A 22,930-nucleotide genomic window follows, 5' to 3' on the forward strand; every position below is an offset into this window, starting at 1 on the left:
AAAAAGTGACTCGCCGTAAGGGCGAAAAGGTGAATAAGCGTCTCCATCGCAAATGGACCATGCCCATTCTCAACACCCACGCAAAGCAATAAAGCTTCAAGCTTCAAGATCTTCAGAGCAGCCGCATAAACCGAGCAAAACCGAATCTGCCCGTGAAGCCCCTACCGTTCGGTTACCGAACACTTACCCCGACGTAGAATTGACGCCACAGACATCACTCCCCACCATGCACCAGCCTCGCGTGCCTCTGCCCCAAAACGGCCACGCCCACCGCTACTGACTACAATTTCAAGAACGAGCAGTTTTATGACCCATACCCACCCAGCCCCCTCAAAGCTGCGCAGCGCCCTCGCCGTCGGCAAAACCCGCTGGGGCATGCTCGCCCTGGTGTTCTTCGCCACCACGCTCAACTACATAGACCGCGCAGCCCTGGGCATCATGCAACCCGTCCTGGCCAAGGAAATGAGCTGGACGGCCATGGACTACGCCAATATCAACTTCTGGTTCCAGGTCGGCTACGCCATCGGCTTCCTGCTACAAGGCCGGCTGATCGACAAGGTCGGCGTCAAACGCGCGTTCTTCTTCGCGGTGTTGCTGTGGAGCCTCGCCACCGGCGCCCACGGCCTGGCTACCTCCGCGGCAGGCTTCATGGTATGCCGGTTCATCCTGGGCCTCACCGAAGCCGCCAACTACCCAGCCTGCGTCAAGACCGTGCGCCTGTGGTTCCCAGCCGGCGAACGCGCCATCGCCACCGGCCTGTTCAACGCAGGCACCAATGTGGGTGCCATGGTCACCCCCGCGCTGCTGCCGGTGATCCTGGCCGTGTGGGGCTGGCAGGCCGCGTTCATTGCCATGGGTTGCCTGGGGCTGGTGTGGGTGGTGTTCTGGCTGCTCAAGTACCACGACCCGGAGCAACACCCCAGCGTACGCCAGAGCGAAGTGCAGTACATTCAACAGGACGCCGAACCCGAGCCTACCCGCGTGCCCTTCAGCCGCATATTGCGCCTGCGGGGCACCTGGGCCTTCGCGGTGGCGTATGCCATCACCGCGCCAGTGTTCTGGTTCTACCTGTACTGGCTGCCACCGTTTCTCAACCAGCAATACAGCCTGGGCATCGACGTAACCCAAATGGGCATCCCGCTGATCATCATCTGGCTCACCGCCGATTTCGGCAGTGTGGGCGGCGGCGTGTTGTCATCGTGGCTGATCGGCCGTGGCGTGCGGGCCACCAGCGCGCGGCTGGTGTCGATGCTGGTATTTGCCTGCACCATGATCAGCGTCACCTTTGCCGCCAATGCCAGCGGCCTGTGGGTGGCGGTGCTGGCCATTTCGCTGGCCGTGGGCGCCCACCAGGCCTGGACGGCCAACATCTGGAGCCTGGTGATGGACTACACCCCCAAACACCTGGTCAGTACGGTGTTCGGCTTTGGCAGCATGTGCGCCGCCATCGGCGGCATGTTCATGACCCAGATCGTCGGCAGCGTGCTAACCGCCACCCACAATAATTATGCCGTGCTGTTCACCATGATCCCGACCATGTACTTCCTGGCCTTGGTCTGGATGTACTTCATGGCACCGCGGGCGATCGAGCAGGCTTGATCGCCGCGGCCAGTGGCTACAACGCCCAGTCGGCCTTCTGGCCGAAGAACGCCTGGGCGTTGGTTTGCAGGCTTGCCAGGTGATAGCCCCCTTCCTGCACGATCACGCTGGGGAGCCGTAGGGCGCGAACACGCTCGCCCAATGTGGCAAAGCCTGCGGTGGTGACCGCTACCTTGCTCTGCGGGTCGAGCTCGTAGATGTCAAAGCCCAGCGACAGCACCAGCACCTCGGCGCCAAAATCCCGCACCGCAGCCAGGGCCACCTCCAGGCTGGCCATGAAGTCCGCTTCACTGGCCCCGTGCGCCAGCGGCAGGTTCAGATTGTAACCCTGCCCTTCCCCCGCGCCACGCTCATCATCGAAGCCGGCCACGCCCGGGTAGAAGTTGGTCGGATCGCCATGTACCGACACATACAGCACGTCATTGCGCCCGTAGAAAATTTCCTGAATACCCTGGCCATGGTGCATGTCGGTGTCCAGAATCGCCACGCGCCGGTAACGGCTGCGCAGGGCCTGGGCGGCGACAGCTGCGTTGTTGAGGTAGCAGAAGCCCCCTGCCGCATCGAAGCGCGCATGATGCCCCGGCGGGCGGCACAAGGCGTAGGCGGCCGGCTCGCCATCCAGGATGGCCTGGGCCGCAGCCACTGCGCTTTGCGCCGACCAGTAGGCCGAACGCCAGGTGTGTTCGCCCACCGGGCAACTGCCGTCCGCCAGGTAGCGACCCGCCTGGGCCAGTACACCGCGCAAGGCATTGGGCTCACGCACGAAGATGTTGGACATCACCTCGTCCCCCCAGTCTTCGGGCACTTCCTTCCAATGTGCGTGGGCGCTTTGCAAAAAGGCCAGGTAGGGCTCGCCATGCACGGCTGCAAGGGGCGCCAGGCCGGCATCGGCCGGTGCACAAATGTCGAAACCCAGGGTCTCGGCGGCCCGCACCAGGTTGAGCGCCCGCTCAGGCACCTCCTGGGGCGTACGCATGGCGCCGCGGGAATAATAGCTGCGCGGGTGATGCAGCAACTGGTCGGGGTGGAAGTAGCAACGCATCAGGCTTCTCCTTCATCGACGCGGCCCGCACGCGCGAGCACCGCATTAAGCAGCACATCGGCGCCCTGGCGGGCGTCATCAAACAGCACGTCTTCGGCTTCGTTATGGCTGAGCCCGCCCACGCAGGGGATGAACACCATTGCTGTGGGGCAATGCCGGGCCAGCAGGATAGCGTCGTGACCGGCCCCGCTCACAATGGCTTGCTGGGTATAGCCCAGGCCGTCCACAGCCTGTTGCACGGCGGCCACGCACGCGGCATCGAACGGTGTGGCCGGGCTCACCCAGTGGCGCTCGATACGCACCTGCAAGCCACGGTTGCGGGCGATGGCCTGCAGCTTCAGGGTCAGTTCGTGCTCCATCGCTTCGATGGCCTGGTCGCGGTGGTGGCGCAGGTCTACCGTGAACCGTACCTGCCCTGGGATGGTGTTGCGCGAGGCCTTGGCAATGGTCAGTTCGCCTACGGTGGTCAGCCCCTGGGGGGCGAAGTCGGCCGCCAGTTGCTCGACGGCCTGAATCATGCGGGCGGCGCCGTATAGCGCGTCCTTGCGCAGGGGCATGGGCGTGGTCCCGGCGTGGGCAGCCATGCCTTCGACGGTGATATCCAGCCAGCGGATGGCCTGGCCGCCGCTGACCACGCCAATGGCCTTGGCATTGTCCTCCAGAATCGGGCCCTGCTCGATATGGGCCTCGAAATACGCATCCACCTCGCCGCCAAGCGGCCGCTGGCCTGCGTAGCCTGTGGTGCGCAAGGCCTCGGCCACCGTAATACCCTCGGCATCACGGATGGCCAACGCCGCCTGCAGCGTCAGGGCGCCAGTGAACACCGCCGAACCGAACATCGCGGGGGTGAAGCGTGCGCCCTCCTCGTTGGTCCATACCGCAACCTCCAGCGGCTTGCGGGTTCGGATGCCCAGGTCATCCAGGCGCCGTAGCACCTCCAGCCCCGCCAGCACCCCATACACGCCGTCGAAGCGCCCACCCTCGGGCTGAGTGTCCAGGTGGCTGCCCATCATCACCGGGGCAGCAGTGGGATCAATGCCGGCGCGGCGGGCAAACAGGTTGCCGATGGCGTCCACGGTCAGCGTCAGGCCGGCTTCCCGGCACCAGTGGCTGAACAGGTCCCGCCCGGCCTTGTCCTGTTCGGTCAGGGCCAGGCGGCAGCTGCCGCCCCGTGCCGTGGCGCCGATCTCGGCCATGGCCATCAGGCTCGCCCACAGGCGCTCGCCATTGCTTTTCAACATGCGGGTACTCCAGAAACAGTGGGGGTTCATCAGGCCGGTTGCAGCTGCTGGCTATGAGCGTACTGGCGCGCCAGGGCCAGTACGCACACCAGCGAAACAGAGGCGATCAGGGTGTAGAACAGCGCCATCGGCCACCATTGGCCGGTGAAGGTATGGGCCAGCCAGGTGCCGATCAGCGGCGTGAGCCCGCCGGCAATGGCACCGCACACCTGGTAGGCCATGGAGATTGCGGTGTAGCGCACCCGGGTCTCGAACATGCCACTGACGTAACCGGCGATCACCGCGTAGAACGAGGCCATGCAGGCTGCAGCCAGGGCAATGCCCAGCACGATCATCGGCCCCTGCCCGGAACTGACCAGCACGAACATGGGGTACGGCGAAGCCATGGCCAACAATGCCACCCACGCCAGAAAACGCGTGGCACCGACTTTTTCCGAGAGCCAGGCGGCCAACGGCTGCACGCAGAACTGAATAACGGCGACGAAGAACAGGCATTGCAGAATCAGCGAGCGCTCCAGGTGCAGTTGCTGGGTGGTGTAGCTGATCATGAAGGTGTTAGTGAAGTAGACCCCCGCGATGCCAAGGGTATTGGCACCGATGCACAGCAGCAGAGGGCGCCAGGCCGTTCGCAGCACCTCCAGGGCAGGCGCCTGTTCCTGGCACCGTGCGGCTTCGGCTTGCTGGCGGCTGGCGAGGAACTCGGGCGACTCGTTGACCCCCAGGCGAATCGCCAACCCCACCAGCAACAGCAGCGCGCTGGCCAGGAACGGCACGCGCCAGCCCCAGCTCATCAGGTCTGCTTCAGGCAGGCGCGTCACCGCACCGAAGGCCAGCAACGAAAGGATCAGCCCGGCCGGGCTGCCCAGCTGGGCAAACGAGGCAAAGAAGTTGCGCCGGCCCTTGGGTGCATGCTCGCCCGCCATCAGCACCGCCCCGCCCCACTCGCCCCCCACGGCAATGCCCTGCACGATCCGCAGCAGTATCAGCAGCACTGGCGCCGTTGCGCCGATCTGCGCGTAGGTCGGCAACAGGCCGATGCACACGGTGACGATGCCCATCATCAGCAGCGTGATCACCAGCGATTTCTTGCGCCCGATGCGGTCGCCCACGTGGCCGAAGATGATGCCGCCCAGCGGCCGGGCGAAGAACCCGACGGCAAAGGTGCCGAAAGCGGCCATGGTGCTGAAAAGGCTGTCGTCGGAGGGGAAAAACAGCGCCCCGAACACCAGCGCGGCGGCGGTGGCGTAGATGTAGAAGTCGTACCACTCGATCATGGTGCCGATAAAGGCGGCGGCGGCCGCACGGCGCGGCTGAGGGGCTGCGGTGGCTTGCATGGAAGGCTCCCTTGCTTGTTCTTTTGGCAGGAGTGTGGGGTCACGGTTGCGCTCTGTTGGCGCTTGGCAGGTTGCTGGATCTTGGCAATCGCAGCGTCCTTGATGCCTGGGATTTATCGTCTGGGGGCTATGATTAGTCAATTTTCTATTTATTATGCCAATTATTAATCCCGCTTATTATCGAGCCTGCCATGTCTGAGCGCCTGCTGAATGATCGACTGGACTGGAACCTGCTGCGTACCTTCCGGGTTATCGGCCAGGAGCTGTCCATAAGCCGTGCAGCCGCCCGGCTGCACCTCACCCAACCGGCAGTTAGCCAAGCGCTCAAACGGCTGGAACAGCAACTGGGCCGTGTGAGGAGGTGTTCTGTTTGGCACTAAGAGAAAACAGGCGGGAAGAAGCGGGAAGAATGTGGAAAAGCCCGGATTCATTGGGCTAGAAGAAAAGAAACAGTGCCAAATGGTGCCAATCAGAGCGCTAAAATAAAAACCGCAAATTAAGCGGTTTTTAGCCCGATGGGCACCGTTTTAGCGGGCAGTTTGGCACCGCTAGTAAATAGTGGTTCAGCTGCCTGGTCCCCCGATGCCAGCCGGCTAGAGAGCAAAACTCAAATCAGATCCAGTTCGTATTGCCCTCAAGAGAAAACGAACCTGCTGTTTCTTTTCAAAATTTCGCTGCAGGCCCCAGAACTAGAGGGCTAGAGCGTGATTTGTATATCTAGCAGAGATCAACAAAAAGAAACCCCTAGCCCTCAAAATTGCTAAATCATCCAACCACCAGCCCAGACGATGCGTCCAACTACGTGGAAGCTCTCCATCTGATCTGGCCGGACCTTGATTGTCGTGTAAGCCGGGTTTGAACTGATGATGTCCACACCGCCATCGATCTGACGCTGCAGGCGCTTTGCGTAGAGCAGGTCATCCAGGCGTATCACGTAAAACGCCTCGCCCTGGAGCGTGTTTCGACCTAAATCCACCATCACTGTATCGCCGTCACTTAGCACTGGCTCGTTCGAATCTCCGTCCACTCTGACCGCAGCTAGCTGACTTGCTTCCAAGCCCTTACGGCGAAGGCTGTGTTTAGTGAATGCCAGCATGGTGAGGACTTTAGCCCCATCCAGCCAGGCGCCGTGCCCTTGGCTTATGCGTGCGTCATAGAGCGGTATGTAAGTGTACTGGTCATCGGTAGAAATACCGGGAGCAGCGTTTGTGATGCCAAATGCAAGCCACATCGCATCCGCGCTGGCTGCAACGGCGATCTGCGCGAGTCGGTCGAGGGTCGGATAAGTCTCACCGCTCAGATAGCTGCGGATCGCTCCCTCTGATAATCCGCACTCACGCGCAAATCCGCGCGCACTACCACCCTTCATTACCTCCTTCAGACGTTCCTTGAAGCATCCGATTCCTGCGACCGCAATCGGATGCTCATTTTTTTCCGCATCCGAATCATCCGATAGTCTGTAAGTCATTGATTTTACTGGGCTCACTCAAATTTACGCGCAAAATGATCAGAAAAAAGAATCGGATGCGCTTTTATCCGATTGACCTGCCCTTTTTTTCGCGCAATCATATCCGCAACAGGCAGTTAGACGGCCTAGATAATCACTCACTAAAACGGGTAGACCCCATGGATATAACTGACCTGCCTCGCGATGTAGAAGCGCGCTGGGAGTGGATCAAATTTCAGCTTCGGGTTCGTGGCTGTTCTCCCGCCGAGCTAGCAAGGCAGCTGGGCGTTACAGACCGCGCCATCCGCGCCGTTAAACACGCTCCATACCCGCGAATTGAGCGCGAAATTGCGAGTCGGCTCGGCACCTCTCCACAGCTGCTCTGGCCGGATCGCTGGGACGTGGATGGAATGCCACGCAGACAGCGGCCAAATCGTCCAGAAAAAAATCGCCTGAAGAGGACGTTAGAGGATAGCGGTTACGCCACAGATCCGCACTGCAAAACTGATTCGGAGTTTTAGCCATGCTCAGGTGGCTTACTGCGCAAGAGCTTGCCGGCATGCCAGGCATGCCCAGTACCGACCGAAATGTCCGGGCTATGGCCGAACGTGAAGGATGGGCCGGGCAACGTCGAGCGGGCACTAAGGCTGTGGAATATCCCTATTCCTCCCTGCCCGCAGAAACGCAAGCTGCAATCATTTCGCGGGCGGTATCGGGACACCCATCAGCTCCAAACCAGACTGACGTGGTTTTGACTGAGGCGACTGTGTCAAAAGGGGCATCCCGCCTAACTGAGAAACAAAGAGAGGTGATGATTGCTCGCTTAGCGTTCTGCCGGGAGATAGAGCGTGTGTGCGTACACTTCCCGCAAAAAGCAGCTATCCAAGCGATGGTGACCAGCGCACAACAAGGCACATTGTCGCCGTACCTGCAGAGCTGCGTAGACATTGCGAACGATCGGACTACAGGCAGTCGAGGGCTTTCGGAGAGAACTTTGAAACGCTGGCTATCAGTCTGGCGAGCCTCCGGACGTGATGAGACTTCACTGGCTCCATTGAGACAGCGGCCAAGCTTGGATACTCCGGAATGGCTGGTGTGCTTTCTGAGGTGCTACCAACGCCCGACAAAGCCAAGCGTGGCCGCAAGCTATGCAGAATTCACAGACACATGGAAAGGCGAACTGCCAAGTATTTACGCCGTACAGCGATTCCTAAAGAAACTATCGCCAGACGCATTGAACGCAGGTCGCATGAGCCCCCAGGAACTCAAAGCGCTCAAACCATTTCGCCGACGCTCTACGAAGAATCTTTATCCAGGGGATGTTTACACAGCGGATGGACATAAATTTGACGCTGAAGTCATTAATCCACTGACCGGCAAGCCCTATAGGCCGGAGATCACAACTGTGTTGGATGTAGCAACCAGGCGCGTAGTTGGAGTCTCTGTTGGTGAGGCAGAATCGGCAATAGGCGTGCTGGATGCCCTACGCGACGCTGTCCGCGAGTGCATGTTCTCCATTTTCTATGTGGATAACGGCTCAGGTTTTGCGAACGATACGGTGCGCGAAGTTGTAGACCGACTAGGCGGGACAATGACCCACTCCTTGCCGTACAACAGCCAAGCACGCGGTCTATCGGAACGGGGGCATCAAACGATCTGGGTCCGGGCCGCAAAAAAACTGACCTCATATATTGGGGCAGACATGGACAAACACGCTGGTACAAAAGTACACAGGGTCGGTAGAAAACAACTTCGGCTGACTGGAAAGTCTCAACTTATCCCGGAATTCGGCGTGTTTATGGCCGGCATGGAGCAGGAAATTGTTATCTACAACAGTACCCCGCACCGGGGCCTGGCTAAGACAAGGGACCCGGTAAGTGGAATTGTCCGGCATATGACACCAGACGAAGCCTGGCGGGCTGCAATCGCTGAAGGATGGGAGCCAATGTGTGCTTCAAGCGTCATGGTGGAATCCCTGATGCGACCTCAGGTGAGTAGGACCACGCGGCGTGGCGAGATCGCCTGGGCTGGCAATACATATTTCATGGCGGATTTAACACCCTTACATGGGCAAGAAATACGCATTGCCTATGACGTTAGAGATGCTAGCCAGGTGTGGGCTTACACGCAGGAAGGCGAACTGATTGGCGCTGCACAGCTCGACGGCAACAGCACCGACTACATGCCGCTGACCATGGTAGAGCTTGCTCGAGAGAAGCGGGAAAAAGGCCAGTACAAGAGAGCGGTGGACAAACTTGAGGTGCTCACAGGACATCGTGTGGAGATGATCGCCCCCACCACTGCGCCGTCGGCAGTATTGCCCGATGAAGAGCGAGCTGCAGTGATGGGATACGCAAGAGAAATGGTGGCTCAGCAGGCCACTTTCGCAATACCGAACAACGATGTAGAGCGTTATCGCGTGTGGAAAAAGCTGGATAAACGCCAGGCGGCTGGCGAACAGCTCAGCGAAGCTGAAGCGCGCTGGTGGAAAGGCTACTCCACACACCCTGATCTGATTTATCAGCGCGAACTGATGGAAGGTTTTGAAAAACACGCGGGTTGAGAGCCCGCGTTTACTGGAGTCAGCGTGTTGGCGCACGCTAGAAAGGAGAAAACACAGTGAGTGTAACTAAAATCGTAGCTCTTACCAATGTCGGGTTGCTAGGGGGAGCCATGCAGCGTGCCCAAGCTCGTCCGGCAGGCCTTCCGGGCTTGGTAGTGATGTACGGACCAAGTGGTTTGGGCAAGTCTGTCGCAGCGGCATTTGCTGCAAATCAGCACCGCGCTTACTACGTAGAGTGCCGGGACACTTGGTCGAAAAAAGCGTTCCTGCTGGCTGTACTCAAAGAAATGGCAATTGCTCCAGGTCGTACGTTAAGTGAAATGATGGATCAAATTGCTGAGCAGTTGTCCCGGTCAATGCGTCCACTGATCGTGGATGACGTCCAGTACATGCTCGATAAAGCCATAGCGAACGTACTTACCGACCTCTACAACGCAAGCCAAGGGACCATTGTTCTGATAGGAGAGGAACGGGTGCCAGCGTCTCTATCGAAACTAGAGCGGCTGCATAACCGAGTGATGGAGTGGGTCCCTGCTCAACCAGCATCAGTAGAAGACCTAGCCGAACTTGCAAGGGCCAGCTACCCGAAACTCAATATCGGTGAGGACTTGCTGGATGACTTGTGCCGCGCTACCCGCGGTTGCCTTCGCCGAGCTGCTGTAAATCTCTATAAGGTACAGAGCGAGGCTGCCGCAAACATGTGGGATCGAGTTGACATGGCTACTTGGGGCAAGCGGGGCTGGTTCACTGGCGACGCTCCAAGCCGGAGGGTTCACTAATGGCACGTCCTGCACACCTGCGCTTAACCGGCGGCAAAGAACCACGGCAATTGATCTGGGAGGCGATTCGGGAATCACGCGATGATTTTTCAGCCAAGTCGATAGCGAAAAGAACTGGCGAGACGGCTGCGAACGTACTCTTGTATGTGAAGTGTATGGCCAAAGCGAGCGTCGTTGAGATTATCGACGCCTCTGGTAAACAACCCGATCAGCGCTGGCGCCTTATCCAAGATGAAGGGGCGGAACACCCACGGTTGAATCGAAATGGTGAACGGACTCAGCAAGGGCGAGCGCTAGAAAATATCTGGCGCACGCTGAAGATCGCGGGAGAAGTAACGGCCTCCGAAGTAGCAGAGCTTTCATCAGCAGACGGGGTCAAGGTCACGCAAGCCTACGCAAGCAATTACTTATCGATTCTTGCCCAGGCGGGATATGTCGAAGCAATTGATCGCGATCTGCGCCGCGCTGTTTCGTATCGGTTGAAACCTAACGGTTACTCGGGGCCTCGATACCCGGTGGTGCAACGGGAAGAGTACGTTCGCGTTTTCGACCAAAATCAAGATGCTGTGGTGTTTACGAAACGCCGGATTGATGGGGTTCCCCTGGCGTCAGAACCTGCGAATGAGGTTCAGCAGGAGAACATCAGAATGCGTGCCCTCCTCCAAGAACTCTTAGATCTCGGGCGGGGCGGCGCTACTGAAAGTTTGCTGCAACGCGTCTTGCTGGAGCTTGCGTGATGGGCAAAGCCAAAGTCGATATTTCTGCCTGGGGGGCTGAACCACCTCTGTTCATCAGGCTACTCGCAATCGAAGCCGAATCTACCGGTCGGACTCGTGCGGCTGCTCGAATCAAAATGAGTCGAACTGCTGTGAGCCTGGTGTTGGTTAACAAGTATCCAAGTCCTAATACAGCCGGTGTAGAGCGTCGCGTGCTTGCGGTGCTTGGACGCATCGAGTGCATCGCATTAAGCGAGACGATCACCGTTGAACAATGCCAGCGGTTTTATGACAGATCTGCACCAACGCATAACCCGCATGCCATGCAGCACTGGCGCGCATGCCAGCAATGCCCATACAACCCAAACTGCTCTGGAGGCCGAAATGACTCTGTGCATTAAAGATGACGAACCTAAACGCGTAGGCCTCGCTGCGGCTCTTGCTCGGGCTTTGAGCAAGGCAAGTGAACTGCGGGCTATTTTTAAGCTTCGCGAAAGTTCAGGCGAAAAAATGGCAGTTGAACAGACTACCAAAGCAACCGTTCATTCCGTAGTGGATGAATCCCCAGTGGTGGCGTCTGGCACGCAGGAAACGCCGTGGATGATCGAAGCGTATTGCTGGAACGGGGTCAGGAACGCCCCGGTCGCGGTGGCCGCCCAATTTGGCGAGGAACGCATCAAGGCTCTGCTGTCGGAGCTACAGGCGTATCACCTGCAAATGCCCGAACTCACCCAGCAGGACGCGCTGATGAAATGGCGTGCGGGACACCCGATCGGCGGTAAAGCGGTGTATGCGAGCTACTTCCGTGCTCGTGAAATTCCGATTCTGCCGGGGGTGCACTGATGCGCACTCGTTGCCCTAACTGCGGCACCACCCTTTCACTAGACGCGCTGATCGCACACGACGGCGCCCGCGATGCACTGGGTGTTGCCTTCAAGCTGTCCGGCTCGCTCGGTCACGCCCTGGTGCGATACCTCGGGCTGTTCCGCCCTGAAACCCGCGAGCTGACCATGGACCGTGTGGCCAAGCTGCTCACCGAACTGCTGCCAGACGTTCAGGCCCAGCGCATCGAGCGTGGTGGCCAGGTGTTCGAAGCCCCGCATGAGTGCTGGGTTTGGGCCATCGACCAGACTTTGGCTGCGCGGGAAACCGGGCGGCTGGTGACGCCACTCAAGGGTCACGGCTGGCTGTACCAGGTGATGACCCAATACCAGGGCCAGGCTCAGGCCTTGGCGCCGGTTTTGGCACCGGAGATGCGACAGCAACCACGCCTCAATAACCGTCCACAAAGCCAGACAACTTCAGCGCTGGCCGCACTTCAGGATCGCTTGAATGGCTGAGAAATGGTTTGAGCGGGCCATCGTCGCGGGCTTCCAGGGGCTGGTTACCCTGCGCCTGGACGGCGCCCCTCCCGCAGACGCGGTGAACTTAACGTTGGATATCTGGTTGGTGGCTCTCACCAAAAACCGGCAGTGGGATCAAGCGCTGGACGCGGAACGCATAAAGGAGACATTCGAGTCGCTATTTGCCAGCTGCGAGAGGTGGCCGTCGCCAGCGCGGTTCCTGCGCGACCTCAAGCCGCGCCCGCTCCCGCCTTTGCTGCCTAAGCCAACACGTACTGATGGCCAGGTGAAGACCGGCAACGTGGCCCTGGACGGAATCGTCGGTGTGCTGAAAGGACGGGTGCGTGCCCAGACGGTCACCTCGCCGAAAACGGATAAGCAGATCGAATACACCCGGCAGCGGGCGGGGCAGATCGCCGCGCAGCTGCAAGAAACTGAACAAAAGACTATGGAGCAACAACGATGATCAACAACGTTCCTGAGGGTTTTCTGAAAGACGCCAAAGGCCACCTGGTTCCGCTGGACCTGGTTAAGCCAATCGACATGGCACGCAATGACCTGGTGCTTGAGCTGGTGGCAAAGGCGCTGGTGGTATCGAAGACGCTGGCCGACTTCAAGACCGACGCATTTGGCGACATCCAAGCCTTCGTAGACATGTCGGCCGAGCAGTACAACGCCAAGGTCGGCGGCAAGAAAGGCAACATCACGCTGATGTCGTTCGATGGCCAGTACAAGATCGTGCGAGCCGCCCAGGACAACATCCGCTTTGACGAGCGCCTGCAGGCCGCCCGCGCCCTGATCGATGAGTGCCTGACTGAGTGGACGCAGGACGCCCGGTCCGAAGTACGAGCCATCGTCAACGAGGCGTTCCGGGCCGACAAGCAGGGCGAAATCAGCACCGGCCGAGTCCTCGCCCTGCGCCGCATGGAGATCACAGACGCCCGGTGGCAGCGCGCCATGGAGGCCATCGGTGACGCCGTCCAGGTAGTCGGCTCCAAAAGCTACATCCGCGTGTACCAGCGCATCGGTGAGTCGGAGCAGTACGTGCCGATCCCGCTCGACATCGCGAGCGCTTCGTTGAACACCACCATCCACTCCGTGCACTGATCCGCCTGCAATCACCACCAATTTTCTGTGAGAAGTAAGAATGGCCAAGTTCCAGATCACCGTAGAAGACAACGAAGCTGGCGTCCGCATCGAGGTCGATAACACATCTGACCTGCACAACAGCGCCGCTGGGCGTGTAGTAGGCGCCATGATGAAGGGTGCCAAGCTGGTTGGGCGCATCCCCCTGCCGGTCGCATCGGCTGAAGCGGGTTGTGACTGCGAGGCGTGCGAGGCGTACCGCGAGCTGTTGCAAACCAAACCCACCATCCACTAAGCGAAACCGCCCCGGCCTAGCCGGGGTTGGTCTGCCCGCCGTGGTGGCCGGGTACTGACGAGCAGCCGAGGACGAGATGCAGCAAGCAGACTGGGATGAACTGAAACGACAGATGGATACCCCTTACGGGACCATGAGGTTGAAGTGCGACGGCTTTGTGGTCGACCTGCTCCAGGTCACCGAGCCGGGCAAGAAATGTTGGGGCACCGACATCTATGTGAATGGAAGCATCAAGGGGATCTGGTTCAGCTGCGACCACGACACTGGAGTGGCTGAGCACGAGGAAACTCGCCGCTTCTACCGCAAGATTTCCCGCCGTCTGTTTACCAAAGCAGACCTTGAGTTCACCCGGAAGATGTACGGAAAGCGCAAAGCGGACAAGGACGCAGAAAGGAAGTGGTTTACCTACTCAAGCCACTGGAAAAGCTTCAACTCACTGAAGAAGCACCTGAAAGCCAACAACACCAGCATCGAGCGCTTGCACTGAGCAGCGACACACGTAGATAGGAAACCTCATGGACCGTAAAAAGGCCCTGGACAAGATCAAGAAATGCCTGAGGTTGGCCACCAGTGCCAACCCTCACGAGGCGGCGGCGGCGATGCGTCAGGCCCATGCGCTGATGAAAGAGCATGGCATTGGCCAGACAGATGTGAACATGGCTGATGTGATGGAGTACGCCGCCGTTGCCGGGTCTAAGAAGACCCCGGCGAAGTGGGAGGGGCAGCTGGCCAACATCGTTTCGAGGGCCTACGCCTGTAAGGTGCTGTTTGCCAGTGGGATCGGTCGCTGGAACTTCATTGGTGAGATGGCCGAGGTGGCTGGGTACACAATGACTGTGCTGCTACGCCAAGTGCGCCAGGCACGCCGCGACTTCACGCTGACCAAGCTCCAGCGCTGCAAACTGGCTACTAAGGTACGGCGCGCTGATGTGTTCTGCGAGGCATGGGTTCATGCCGTGCGTGAGCAGGTGTCGGAGTTCGCTGGAGCCAAGCTGTCCCCCGCCGTCGAGCAGTACCTGGCACATCACTATCCCGACCTGGTGCAACTAAAGCAGCGGGATCGCAACGCCACAGCACGCCGTAAGGCTGGGGTTCGGGCCATAACGGATGCCCTGCATGGCATGTTGGCTGCGGGTGATGTAAGCCTTAACCACGGCATGACCACAGCGGCGCCTTTGGCACTGGCGCAGGTGCCGTCATGAACCGGCGCAATCAGCAGCTCAGCAAGATCCACATTGCCGCGAAAGAACTCGGCCTTGATGACGAAACTTACCGCGCCCTGCTGAGCCGGGTCACCGGCCAGTCATCTGCCAAGGACTTGAGCCCCCTGCAAGTAGCGAAGGTGCTGCAGGAGTTTGAGCGACTGGGCTGGAAGTCGAAGCAAGGCCGGGGCAAGCCCAAGCCTGCTGCGGACAAGGCAAAGCTGGTCGGCAAGATCGAGGCTCAACTGGCCGAGGCTGGCCGGCCATGGGAGTACGGTGATGGCCTGGCCAAGCGGTTGTACCAGGTCGAGCGGCTGGAGTGGCTTGACGCTAAGCAACTGGGTGGCGTGGTTGCCGCGCTGGCCAAGGACGCGAAACGACACGGGAGGCGGCAATGAGTAATGGCGAGTTATTCGGAAGCGGTGAGGTTGATAAGCTAGATCCGGACAAGGTGTTGGCCCACATGGAGGATGCGGTGGTGCTCGCCCGGTGGCAGGGGACGCTTGTAGAGATGTCCAGTCTTGCTGAAAACCAGTTGCAGCAGGAGCTGCCAGATAAAGCTGAGGACGTAGCGAGGATCGCCCGTGCAGTGGTCTACGCGATCTGCCAGACGATGGGCGGCGCTGTGGTCTACATACCTCGTGGCGATGCATTACGTCGGGCTTTGCGAGATGCGGAGATTTTCCGTGAATGGCGCGACAAGAATGTGCGTCCCGATGCCTTGGCCCGTAAGTTTGATCTATCCAGTCAGGCGGTTTATGACATCATTGCCCGCCAGCGTGTCCTACACCGGCAGCAAGAGCCTGACCTGTTCGGGTATCAGGATGCCCCCAAGCGGCTGCATTGACCGCGTCCCTCAAGCCCCGCTGACAGCGGGGCTTGCTGCTTAAATCCCCCGGAAATACAGCACCTGCCTTGCGCGGGCGAATCTAGCCAGGTCCACTCTTCTGGCAGATTCGAACATGTCTCAGCCCTCCTTTTCTTCAGCTGAATACGCCCAGCGCGTCATTGACGAACGCTGCGAGAAGACGCGCCAAAAAATGATCGACGAATGCCCGCGTGAATGGCGTATCGACGTTATTTCGCGGGTCGCGGTTAATCGTCGGCAGGTCGCTCTGGATGCCTGCAAGGGTGGCCATAGCTACAGGTCTGCCCCCAGCCGTCCCCAGAAACCAGGTAAGTACGTCCCTCCGGCACAACGCCGTAATGGGCCAGGCGCAGCAGCAAGTGCCATGGCCTCCATCCGCTCCACTCTCAATCCCACCAAGGAGGTTCGTTGATGAACCACTTTCGCGGTCGGCTGCGCGGTCGCCGTCACTATCGGGCGCCCAGGCTGACCAACTGGACGTTGATTACAGTCGGCCTACTGGTCGCCCTTTATCTGATCGCCCCCACCAAAATTGCCGTCGTGCTTTACAAGATGGTGCTGGTTACCGGTGGTGGTGTGCTGGGCTATTGGATCGACAGGGCACTGTTTCCCTACGCACGGCCTGACCGGGTCCGCGTTTCGCATCAACCCTGGGCAGGCATCCGCCGTGCTCTGATCGTGTTGGCCTGCGTTATCGGCCTGACGTTGGGGTTGTGACTATGGGAAACCACCACCTAACCCCTTTGATTCTGCTCCTGGCGATTCCGCTGTGCTTAATCCTGGGCGGCGCCCCCAAGGCCAATGCAGGTGTGCCAGGCGAAGCTCAGCAATACCGCCGCGAACTGACTCGCATCGCACAGGCCGAGTGGGGACTGGATGCCCCGGTGGCAACATTCGCCGCCCAAGTGCACCAGGAATCGCGCTGGAAGTTCAACGCCAAGTCGCCTGTAGGTGCGCAAGGCTTGGGCCAAGTGATGCCCACGACCGCCACCTGGCTTGCCCAGCTATTTCCAGAAGCCCTGGGCAAGGTTGAGCCGTACAACCCTACCTGGTCGCTGATGGCCCTGGTCAGCTACGACCGATGGTTGGCTGATCGCATCAAGGGCCGCAACGGCTGTGAGCGGCACGCCATGGTGCTTTCCTCCTACAACGGCGGTCTTGGCTGGCTGATCCGTGATCGCAAGCTGGCATCGGCAAAAGGCGCCGATCCGCTGGTTTGGTTCGGATCAATCGAGCGGTTCAACGCGGGCCGCTCTGCCGCCGCCTTCAAAGAAAACCGGGGCTACCCACGCCTCATTCTCAAGACCTTTGAAGCCCAATACATCGCCGATGGATGGGGTAAAGGGGTGTGCTCATGAGCGGCATCAAGCCTGTTGTTATCTGGCTCCTGGTTCTCGCTACCGCAGTTGGGTGCGTGGCTCTGATCCACAGCAGCGGCTACGACCAAGGTTTCGCGTTGGCTAAAGCTGAGGGTGATGCAGCTCTGGACAAGGCCGCTAAAGAACATGAGGCCGAGCTGCGTTCTCTGGCGGAGTCGACCGCCATTGGACTCAAGAAAGCAACTGACGAATTGCTCGCCTCACAGGCATACGGCAACGGGTTGGCGGCGGACCTGGTCGCCAAGCGGGACGAACTACGGACCGTCACCGACAAACTCAACGGAGAGATTCAACGTGTCACGACACTCTACCGCCGCGCCCTGGATGCGCAGCCTGAGGCGCTGCCTCCTGCTCTGTTCACTGTTGGCTTTGTCCGCGTGTGGAACAGCGCCCTCTTTGGCACCACAGCCGCTACCGCAGTTGCAGTGCCTGCCACCGCCCCAGCCTCCAGCGGAACTATTGCGACTCCCACCGGAGCCGGTGCCGCTGACGACCTGATCGCGGGTGTCACCCGTGCTGACCTGCTGGCCAACCAAGTTCGCAATGGCGAGGGCTATGCAGCCTGCCGTGCCCAGCTCACCAAATTGATCGAATGGAATACACGCAATGGACGTAACTGATATCGCCACAGAAACGGAAGAGGCATTCCGCGAGCAGGCTCTGGCGGCGCGAGGCTCAGGCCGGGCGCACTACACCGGGCCGCGCATCACGCACTGCGAGAGCTGCGGCGACCAGATCCCCCCAGCACGCAGCGAGATCCTTCCAGGCGTTGAGCTGTGTGTGAGCTGCCAACAAGACATCGAGCGGATGGGTGGCCGATGACCACTATCGAGCTTCCGATCTGGCAGTTGATCAGCATCGGCGTTGGCTTGGTCAGCGCAATGATTGTTCTCTTGAGACTGCTGCTAGCTGCCATCGAGCGCCGGCTGGACCAGCGCTTTGCGCACATGGATGGTCGCTTCGAGGAACTGGCCAAAGATTCGGATCGACTGCGCCAAGTCGAGCTTGGCCTGGAGAAACTACGGGGCGAAATGCCCTTGCATTACGTGCGCCGCGAAGACTGGGTGCGCAACCAAACCGTCATCGAGGCCAAGCTAGACGCCGTGGCTCTCAAACTTGAAAACGTCCAGCTGCGTGGAGCCCGCCCATGAACATTGACCCTGCAAAGACCCGCCGCGAGTCCATGCGCTGGCTCGTCCTGCTCACCCTGAACACAAGTCGGCCAATTGATCCGCATGAAGCAGTAGTGCTTTCGACGGTGCAGGGCATGTACCCAGACGCCACAGCCCTGGAGTTGCGCCGCGAACTGGATTATCTGTCTGACCGCTCCCTGGTCACCATTGACAAAACGCCGTCCGGTCCTTGGGTGGCGGGGCTTACTTCGCTCGGCGTGGATATCGCTGAATACACCGTCGATTGCCGTCCTGGCATCGCTCGCCCAGTGAAGTACTGGTAATGCCGCCGCGTAGCAAGGTCGCCGCGCTCCCGCCAGAAGTGAAAGCCTGGCTGGACCAATCCCTGGTGGAATCGAACTTCGGTGGCTATGAACAGCTGTCGGCCGAGCTGGAGTTGCGTGGCTACTCCATCGGCAAGAGCGCGCTGCATCGCTACGGGAGTGAGTTCGAGGACAAGCTGGCCGCCTTGAAGATGTCCAGCGAGCAAGCCAAGGCGGTGGTCCAGGCTGCTCCCGATGATGAAGGCGCGGTCAACGAAGCATTGATGCGCTTGGTGCAAGAGCACCTGTTCAAGTTGCTCATGGCCGCTGACGGCAAGATGGACCTGCCCAAGGTGGCAAAGGCCGTCGCCGAGCTGGGCCGGGCTTCTGTCGTCCAGGCGAAATGGAAGACAGAAGTTCGCGTCCGCGCTGAGGCCGCAGCTAACCAGGTTGAGAAAATCGCCAAGAAAGGTGGCCTCAGCTCAAAGACGGTGGAAGAAATTCGCCGAGAAATTCTTGGGGTCGCGTCATGAACCTGGCTGGTCAATCAACCGATGTAAAGAGGAGCTGCGGGTACCGAGCGAATCCTCGTCTTGCACTTAGGGCAGGTAAGCGCTTGTTTGCCTTGAAGGGTGACCGCAACAGCCTCCGTTTCCAAGCAATGACTGCAAAAGAAGCGCGTTGGCTGTGCTTCCGTGCTCAAAACATATGCATGCGCCGAGGTTGGGAACGTATGGATGCAGTACTGCGCCCTAAGGTCATTGGACTGACTGGCTTGTTGCCTCTCGCCTTCAAGCATCTGAATCCGTTTAACCAGTTCCATCTGGCTAAGCTGAGCTTCGAGCAGTTTCTGCTGAAGGTCCATGAGGTTGTTATTCAGCTCATAGACGCGCTCGCGGATGATTCCCTCATCGCGAATCGTGAGCAACGACTGACCGATTTCCTTCATCGTCTTCGCGCTTTCGACAGCACCTGCAAACCAGTCAAGCATTTAGCACCTCGGCAACATATGAATGATGGCAATAGCCTAGCATTGCGGAGGTGTAAGTGAGCAGTCCACACGTATTGGATGGTGCCGGGGTTCTTACCCCATCGGTCCTTTTGCAGTACCAGAAAGACTGGATCGGTATTCGAGCGCCTCTCAAGGTAGGAGAGAAGTCTCGTCGAATCGGCCTGACCTGGGCTGAGGCGGCAGATAACGTCTTGGTCGCGGCCTCTGAAAAGAAGGCTGGAGGCCAAACCGTCTATTACCTCGGCTACAACCAGGACATGACGGTGGAGTACATCCAGGCCTGCGCCATGTGGGCGCGTGCATTCAACTATGCCGCCGAAGAGATCGAGGAAGGCATCTGGCCGGACAGCGACCCCGACAAGCACATCAAGACCTACACCATCCAGTTCCCCAGCGGGCACCGGATCGTCGCGCTGACCAGCCGCCCGAGCAACCTCCGGGGCCGTCAGGGTGTGGTGGTAGTGGATGAAGCCGCGTTCCACCAGGATCTTGCCGAACTGCTCAAGGCTGCCTTGGCTCTGCTGATCTGGGGTGGTGAGGTGCATGTCATCAGTACCCACGATGGAACCGAAAACCCGTTCAATGAGCTGATCGAGGAGATCCGGGCTGGCAAGCGTAAGGGCACCTTGTTCCGCTGCACCTTCCAAGAAGCGGTAGACGATGGGCTGTACAAGCGTGTCTGCATGCGTAAGGGAATCCCCTATATAAAAAAAGAGGAAGCGGCGTGGGTTGCTGACGTTTACTCCTTCTATGGCGATGCTGCCGAGGAAGAACTGAACTGCGTCCCGAGCCAGGGCGGCGGCGCCTACCTGTCGCTTGCCCTGGTCGAAAGTCGCACAACCAGGGAATCTCCAGTACTGCGGCTCAAGTATCCGCAGGGATATGAGACGGCCCCGGAGCATGTGCGTATGGCCGAGTCGCTGGAGTGGTGTGAGCGTGAGTTGCTGCCGCTGCTCCAGACCATCCCCACGGACGTACAGAGCTTCTATGGCATGGACTTCGCTCGCTCTGGGGACTTGTCCGTGTTCTGGCCCCTGCTCAAGGAACAGAACCTACGCAAGCGCACGCCGTTCGTACTGGAGATGCGCAACGTACCGTTCAAACAGCAGGAGCAGATCCTGTTCTACATCGTCCGCCGCCTGCCCAACTTCCTAAAAGGCGCGCATGACGCCCGAGGCAACGGCCAGCAGATCGCCGAGTCGGCCGCTGTGGAGTTCGGGTTCAACCGCATTGAGCAGGTCATGCTCACCGAGGGCTGGTATCGGGACAACATGCCGCCATTCAAGGCCGCGCTCGAAGACGACACCCTGTATGGCATCCCTGCCGACAAGGACGTTACCGGTGACATCCGCGCTTTCCGGGTGGTGAAAGGCGTGGCGCGCATTCCTGAGCAGCGCACCACAGAGAAAGGCGGCGACAAGCGCCACGGTGACGCGGGCGTTGCCCTAGTCCTGGGCGACTTCGCAAGCCGGCAGGAAGTAGAGATCTTCGAATATCACCGCGTTGCACCCACGGCCCAGCATGATCGACAGGTCAAGCGTGGTGCGGGGTGGCGCTCTGGAAAAGGCATCTGGTAATGGCACGCTCCCCAATCGTCGATCAATACGGTCGCCACATTGAATACGCTCAGCTTACAAAAGAGGTGGCTGAGCCCCGCGTAACTGGCGTACGCCAAGTTTGGCACCAGTCAGTGGCAGCGGGCCTCACCCCGGAGCGGCTTGCAGGGTTGCTGCATGCGGCCGCAGAAGGCGATGCCCGTGACTACCTGACCCTTGCCGAGGAAATGGAAGAGCGTGACCTGCATTACGCCTCGGTGCTTGGTACGCGCAAGCTTGCCCTTGCGGGGCTGAGCATCCGCGTTGAAGCGGCTACTGATGACACCGAAGACGTTCGCCGAGCCGATATGTTGCGCGAGGTGGTGGACTCTGCTGAGTTTGGCGAGTTGCAAAATGACCTGACCGATGCGTTGGGCAAAGGCTACTCGGTAGCCGAAATCATGTGGGATCGAAGTGGCGACACCTGGATGCCCGAGCGCTTTGTCTGGCGGGACCCGCGCTTCTTCATGTTTGATCGGGAGACGGGCCAAGAGCTTCGGCTGCTTGATGAGGCCGACATGATCAACGGTATCGCGTTGGCTCCCTACAAGTTCATTGTCCATCGGCCGCGCCTGCGAGCCGGCTTGCCGATCCGTGGTGGTTTGGCCCGCCTGGCAGCGGTCGCCTATATGTGCAAGGCGTGGACTTGGAAGGACTGGATGGGCTTTGCCGACATCTACGGCATCCCAATGCGTGTGGGTCGCTATGGGCCGAACGCTAGTAGGGATGACATTAGCGTGCTTATGGCAGCGGTGGCCAACCTTGGGAGCGACGCGGCCGCAGTGATTCCAGACTCCATGCGCATCGACTTCACCCAGGCAGCCAACGTCAATGGTGCCGGTGATTTCTTCAAAGGTCTGGCCGAGTGGTGGGACAAGCAAATGTCCAAGGCCATTGTCGGCCAGACCATGAGCGCTGACGACGGGGCAAGCCTGGCGCAAGCCAAGGTGCATAACGAGGTGCGACTGGATCTGCTGGAGGCCGATGCCAAGGCCGAGTCGAACACGCTGAACCGGATGTTCGTGCGGGCTTTCTGCGACCTGAATTTTGCACCAGGTCGGCCGTATCCGAAGCTGATCATTGATGTACCACAGCCCGAAAACCTGGAGCTGTTCATCAAGGCCGTGGATACCTTCGTCCCGCTAGGGCTGAAGATCGAGCAGTCATTTATCCGTGACAAGTTCGGCATCCCTGAGCCCGCCAAGGACGCGGAAGTCCTCGGGGCGCCTGCTGCGCCCGAGGTGCCTGTGGCCACCGCGCTCAACCGCGAGCGGACAGCAGTTGCAACAGAGGTGTCGGATATCGTGGACAACCAAGTCAAGACCTTGGAGGCATCCGCAGCCGCTTCGATGGATGACATGGTGGATGCGATCAAGGAGATAGTGGAGTCGGTTTCTAGCTTGGAGGAATTACGTGAACGACTCATTGAGGCATACCCAGTCATGGATGCCAACCAGCTCGCTAACGCCATGGCTGATGGTCTGGCGGCAGCGAGTCTGGCAGGGCGATATGATGTGCTCAGAGGGCTTTAGGGCATGAGCGTAACTTTGCCCTCGGCTTTAAGCAGATTGAAGGCGCTTTTGTCCAAATCAAATCTCTTATTGCCCACGTCGAATGTAATCACATCCAGCTCCGCTACGAAGTAAAGCCCGGCTGGGATGGATGTGATAACCCCGGCCGCATCAAGGCATTGGCAATCCTGGAACCTGTAAAGAACGGCTTTAACTCTTCCCATTTTTACCTCCGTGGTCCCTGAGTGCCTGGAGCACAATGCGGGCAGCCTTCACCAGATCAGGGTCGAACGGTGGCTCCGCCTTCTCCATCTTGACGAGACTGCCTTCGATCCTGGCTAGGTACTCAGCCTTGTTGAAATTAGGTTCAGTCACTGCAGAGCCAGCAAAGACAGTCAAAAGCATCACCACTTGTGCATCACGAGCAACTTGTTCCATGTCTTTATCGATGTTCATTCAAAGCCCTCCGTAGGCTTTCGTAAT

Annotated in this window: 30 protein-coding genes, 1 other RNA gene and 2 pseudogenes; 26 read left to right on the forward strand and 7 right to left on the reverse strand. The window is 59.3% G+C overall.

Annotation, left to right across the window (positions count from 1 at the left end; all coding sequences use genetic code 11):
* The first annotated feature begins 306 nt into the window (after positions 1-306).
* Entirely contained in the window at positions 307-1,599 is a 1,293-nt protein-coding gene (locus tag IAE38_RS09340; RefSeq protein ID WP_201164401.1) for an MFS transporter, read from the forward strand.
* Between the two features lie 16 nt (positions 1,600-1,615).
* On the opposite strand, the gene IAE38_RS09345 is transcribed toward IAE38_RS09340, so the two are convergent.
* Genes IAE38_RS09345 through IAE38_RS09355 form a run of 3 tightly spaced genes read right to left on the reverse strand, consistent with a single transcriptional unit; the run spans position 1,616 to position 5,216 of the window.
* A complete protein-coding gene (locus IAE38_RS09345; protein WP_201217235.1) occupies positions 1,616-2,641 on the reverse strand; it encodes a histone deacetylase family protein in 1,026 nt (341 codons plus the stop codon).
* Entirely contained in the window at positions 2,641-3,882 is a 1,242-nt protein-coding gene (locus IAE38_RS09350) for a Zn-dependent hydrolase (protein ID WP_201217238.1), read from the reverse strand. Before IAE38_RS09350 ends, IAE38_RS09345 begins: the two co-directional genes overlap by 1 nt.
* 29 nt (positions 3,883-3,911) lie before the next feature.
* Positions 3,912-5,216 carry an MFS transporter gene (locus IAE38_RS09355; RefSeq protein WP_201217241.1) on the reverse strand — a complete coding sequence of 435 codons (1,305 nt, stop codon included), beginning with the start codon at positions 5,214-5,216 and terminating at the stop codon, positions 3,912-3,914.
* Positions 5,217-5,407: 191 nt separating this feature from the next.
* Here IAE38_RS09355 and IAE38_RS09360 point away from each other — a divergent pair.
* A pseudogene (locus tag IAE38_RS09360) lies at positions 5,408-5,569 on the forward strand (LysR family transcriptional regulator); the annotation flags it as partial.
* Between the two features lie 407 nt (positions 5,570-5,976).
* Here the strand turns inward: IAE38_RS09360 and IAE38_RS09365 are convergent.
* Positions 5,977-6,684 carry an XRE family transcriptional regulator gene (locus IAE38_RS09365; protein ID WP_201217243.1) on the reverse strand — a complete coding sequence of 236 codons (708 nt, stop codon included), beginning with the start codon at positions 6,682-6,684 and terminating at the stop codon, positions 5,977-5,979.
* A 158-nt stretch (positions 6,685-6,842) separates the two neighbouring features.
* On the opposite strand from IAE38_RS09365, the gene IAE38_RS09370 reads away from it, so the two are divergent.
* The 15 genes and pseudogenes from IAE38_RS09370 (at position 6,843) to IAE38_RS09435 (ending at position 15,494) form a co-directional block, all read left to right on the forward strand.
* Complete coding sequence (locus tag IAE38_RS09370) at positions 6,843-7,184, forward strand: helix-turn-helix domain-containing protein (protein WP_201217422.1); 342 nt, start codon at positions 6,843-6,845, stop codon at positions 7,182-7,184.
* Between the two features lie 38 nt (positions 7,185-7,222).
* A pseudogene (locus IAE38_RS24265) lies at positions 7,223-7,471 on the forward strand (DNA-binding protein); the annotation flags it as partial.
* 441 nt (positions 7,472-7,912) lie between these two features.
* Entirely contained in the window at positions 7,913-9,226 is a 1,314-nt protein-coding gene (locus IAE38_RS09375; protein ID WP_236403783.1) for a Mu transposase C-terminal domain-containing protein, read from the forward strand.
* A gap of 56 nt (positions 9,227-9,282) precedes the next feature.
* Positions 9,283-10,005, forward strand: a complete 723-nt coding sequence (locus IAE38_RS09380) for an AAA family ATPase (RefSeq protein WP_201217247.1) — start codon at positions 9,283-9,285, stop codon at positions 10,003-10,005.
* Positions 10,005-10,742 carry a hypothetical protein gene (locus IAE38_RS09385; protein ID WP_201217249.1) on the forward strand — a complete coding sequence of 246 codons (738 nt, stop codon included), beginning with the start codon at positions 10,005-10,007 and terminating at the stop codon, positions 10,740-10,742. The genes IAE38_RS09380 and IAE38_RS09385 overlap by 1 nt, the downstream gene beginning before the upstream one ends.
* Positions 10,743-10,988: 246 nt before the next feature.
* A complete protein-coding gene (locus IAE38_RS09390) occupies positions 10,989-11,564 on the forward strand; it encodes a hypothetical protein (RefSeq protein WP_201217251.1) in 576 nt (191 codons plus the stop codon).
* Complete coding sequence (locus IAE38_RS09395; protein ID WP_201217253.1) at positions 11,564-12,061, forward strand: hypothetical protein; 498 nt, start codon at positions 11,564-11,566, stop codon at positions 12,059-12,061. The genes IAE38_RS09390 and IAE38_RS09395 overlap by 1 nt, the downstream gene beginning before the upstream one ends.
* Positions 12,054-12,530, forward strand: coding sequence for a hypothetical protein (locus IAE38_RS09400; RefSeq protein ID WP_201217255.1), 477 nt, complete (start codon positions 12,054-12,056; stop codon positions 12,528-12,530). The genes IAE38_RS09395 and IAE38_RS09400 overlap by 8 nt, the downstream gene beginning before the upstream one ends.
* Positions 12,527-13,171, forward strand: a complete 645-nt coding sequence (locus IAE38_RS09405) for a DUF3164 family protein (protein ID WP_201217257.1) — start codon at positions 12,527-12,529, stop codon at positions 13,169-13,171. Before IAE38_RS09400 ends, IAE38_RS09405 begins: the two co-directional genes overlap by 4 nt.
* Positions 13,172-13,211: 40 nt before the next feature.
* Positions 13,212-13,445 carry a hypothetical protein gene (locus tag IAE38_RS09410; protein WP_201217260.1) on the forward strand — a complete coding sequence of 78 codons (234 nt, stop codon included), beginning with the start codon at positions 13,212-13,214 and terminating at the stop codon, positions 13,443-13,445.
* Positions 13,444-13,516, forward strand: an RNA gene (locus tag IAE38_RS09415) — hammerhead ribozyme type II. The genes IAE38_RS09410 and IAE38_RS09415 overlap by 2 nt, the downstream gene beginning before the upstream one ends.
* 5 nt (positions 13,517-13,521) lie before the next feature.
* On the forward strand, positions 13,522-13,932 hold the full coding sequence (locus tag IAE38_RS09420) for a hypothetical protein (protein ID WP_201217262.1): 411 nt from the start codon (positions 13,522-13,524) through the stop codon (positions 13,930-13,932).
* A gap of 28 nt (positions 13,933-13,960) precedes the next feature.
* Positions 13,961-14,647 (forward strand): DUF2786 domain-containing protein, encoded by a 687-nt coding sequence (locus tag IAE38_RS09425; RefSeq protein WP_201217265.1) that lies wholly within the window; start codon positions 13,961-13,963, stop codon positions 14,645-14,647.
* A complete protein-coding gene (locus tag IAE38_RS09430) occupies positions 14,644-15,045 on the forward strand; it encodes a gp16 family protein (RefSeq protein ID WP_201217268.1) in 402 nt (133 codons plus the stop codon). The genes IAE38_RS09425 and IAE38_RS09430 overlap by 4 nt, the downstream gene beginning before the upstream one ends.
* Positions 15,042-15,494 (forward strand): Mor transcription activator family protein, encoded by a 453-nt coding sequence (locus IAE38_RS09435; RefSeq protein WP_201217270.1) that lies wholly within the window; start codon positions 15,042-15,044, stop codon positions 15,492-15,494. The genes IAE38_RS09430 and IAE38_RS09435 overlap by 4 nt, the downstream gene beginning before the upstream one ends.
* Before the next feature lie 136 nt (positions 15,495-15,630).
* On the opposite strand, the gene IAE38_RS09440 is transcribed toward IAE38_RS09435, so the two are convergent.
* Positions 15,631-15,786, reverse strand: coding sequence for a hypothetical protein (locus IAE38_RS09440; RefSeq protein ID WP_201217276.1), 156 nt, complete (start codon positions 15,784-15,786; stop codon positions 15,631-15,633).
* 140 nt (positions 15,787-15,926) lie between these two features.
* Between IAE38_RS09440 and IAE38_RS09445 the strand changes: the two genes are divergently transcribed.
* The 7 genes from IAE38_RS09445 to IAE38_RS09475 are packed head-to-tail and all read left to right on the forward strand — an operon-like array spanning position 15,927 to position 18,862.
* The gene (locus IAE38_RS09445) at positions 15,927-16,232 is read left to right on the forward strand and encodes a putative holin (protein ID WP_201217279.1); all 306 of its coding nucleotides are present in this window, start codon (positions 15,927-15,929) and stop codon (positions 16,230-16,232) included.
* Between the two features lie 2 nt (positions 16,233-16,234).
* The gene (locus IAE38_RS09450) at positions 16,235-16,873 is read left to right on the forward strand and encodes a transglycosylase SLT domain-containing protein (RefSeq protein WP_236403784.1); all 639 of its coding nucleotides are present in this window, start codon (positions 16,235-16,237) and stop codon (positions 16,871-16,873) included.
* Positions 16,870-17,514, forward strand: a complete 645-nt coding sequence (locus IAE38_RS09455; RefSeq protein ID WP_201217282.1) for a DNA-packaging protein — start codon at positions 16,870-16,872, stop codon at positions 17,512-17,514. Before IAE38_RS09450 ends, IAE38_RS09455 begins: the two co-directional genes overlap by 4 nt.
* A complete protein-coding gene (locus tag IAE38_RS09460; protein ID WP_201217284.1) occupies positions 17,501-17,716 on the forward strand; it encodes a TraR/DksA family transcriptional regulator in 216 nt (71 codons plus the stop codon). Before IAE38_RS09455 ends, IAE38_RS09460 begins: the two co-directional genes overlap by 14 nt.
* On the forward strand, positions 17,713-18,045 hold the full coding sequence (locus IAE38_RS09465; protein ID WP_201217286.1) for a hypothetical protein: 333 nt from the start codon (positions 17,713-17,715) through the stop codon (positions 18,043-18,045). Before IAE38_RS09460 ends, IAE38_RS09465 begins: the two co-directional genes overlap by 4 nt.
* Complete coding sequence (locus IAE38_RS09470; protein WP_201217288.1) at positions 18,042-18,350, forward strand: hypothetical protein; 309 nt, start codon at positions 18,042-18,044, stop codon at positions 18,348-18,350. Before IAE38_RS09465 ends, IAE38_RS09470 begins: the two co-directional genes overlap by 4 nt.
* The gene (locus IAE38_RS09475; RefSeq protein ID WP_201217290.1) at positions 18,350-18,862 is read left to right on the forward strand and encodes a DUF3486 family protein; all 513 of its coding nucleotides are present in this window, start codon (positions 18,350-18,352) and stop codon (positions 18,860-18,862) included. The genes IAE38_RS09470 and IAE38_RS09475 overlap by 1 nt, the downstream gene beginning before the upstream one ends.
* Before the next feature lie 14 nt (positions 18,863-18,876).
* Here IAE38_RS09475 and IAE38_RS09480 read toward each other — a convergent pair whose 3' ends face one another.
* Positions 18,877-19,320: a hypothetical protein gene (locus IAE38_RS09480; RefSeq protein ID WP_201217292.1), complete on the reverse strand. Its 444-nt coding sequence runs from the start codon at positions 19,318-19,320 to the stop codon at positions 18,877-18,879.
* Positions 19,321-19,376: 56 nt separating this feature from the next.
* Between IAE38_RS09480 and IAE38_RS09485 the strand changes: the two genes are divergently transcribed.
* On the forward strand, positions 19,377-20,918 hold the full coding sequence (locus IAE38_RS09485; RefSeq protein WP_201217294.1) for a hypothetical protein: 1,542 nt from the start codon (positions 19,377-19,379) through the stop codon (positions 20,916-20,918).
* Positions 20,918-22,468 (forward strand): DUF935 domain-containing protein, encoded by a 1,551-nt coding sequence (locus tag IAE38_RS09490; RefSeq protein ID WP_201217297.1) that lies wholly within the window; start codon positions 20,918-20,920, stop codon positions 22,466-22,468. The genes IAE38_RS09485 and IAE38_RS09490 overlap by 1 nt, the downstream gene beginning before the upstream one ends.
* A gap of 189 nt (positions 22,469-22,657) precedes the next feature.
* Here the strand turns inward: IAE38_RS09490 and IAE38_RS09495 are convergent, their stop codons facing one another.
* Entirely contained in the window at positions 22,658-22,903 is a 246-nt protein-coding gene (locus tag IAE38_RS09495; protein WP_201217299.1) for a hypothetical protein, read from the reverse strand.
* Positions 22,904-22,930: the final 27 nt, after the last annotated feature.

The organism is Pseudomonas sp. S32 (assembly GCF_016648095.1).
Lineage (GTDB): Bacteria > Pseudomonadota > Gammaproteobacteria > Pseudomonadales > Pseudomonadaceae > Aquipseudomonas > Aquipseudomonas parafulva.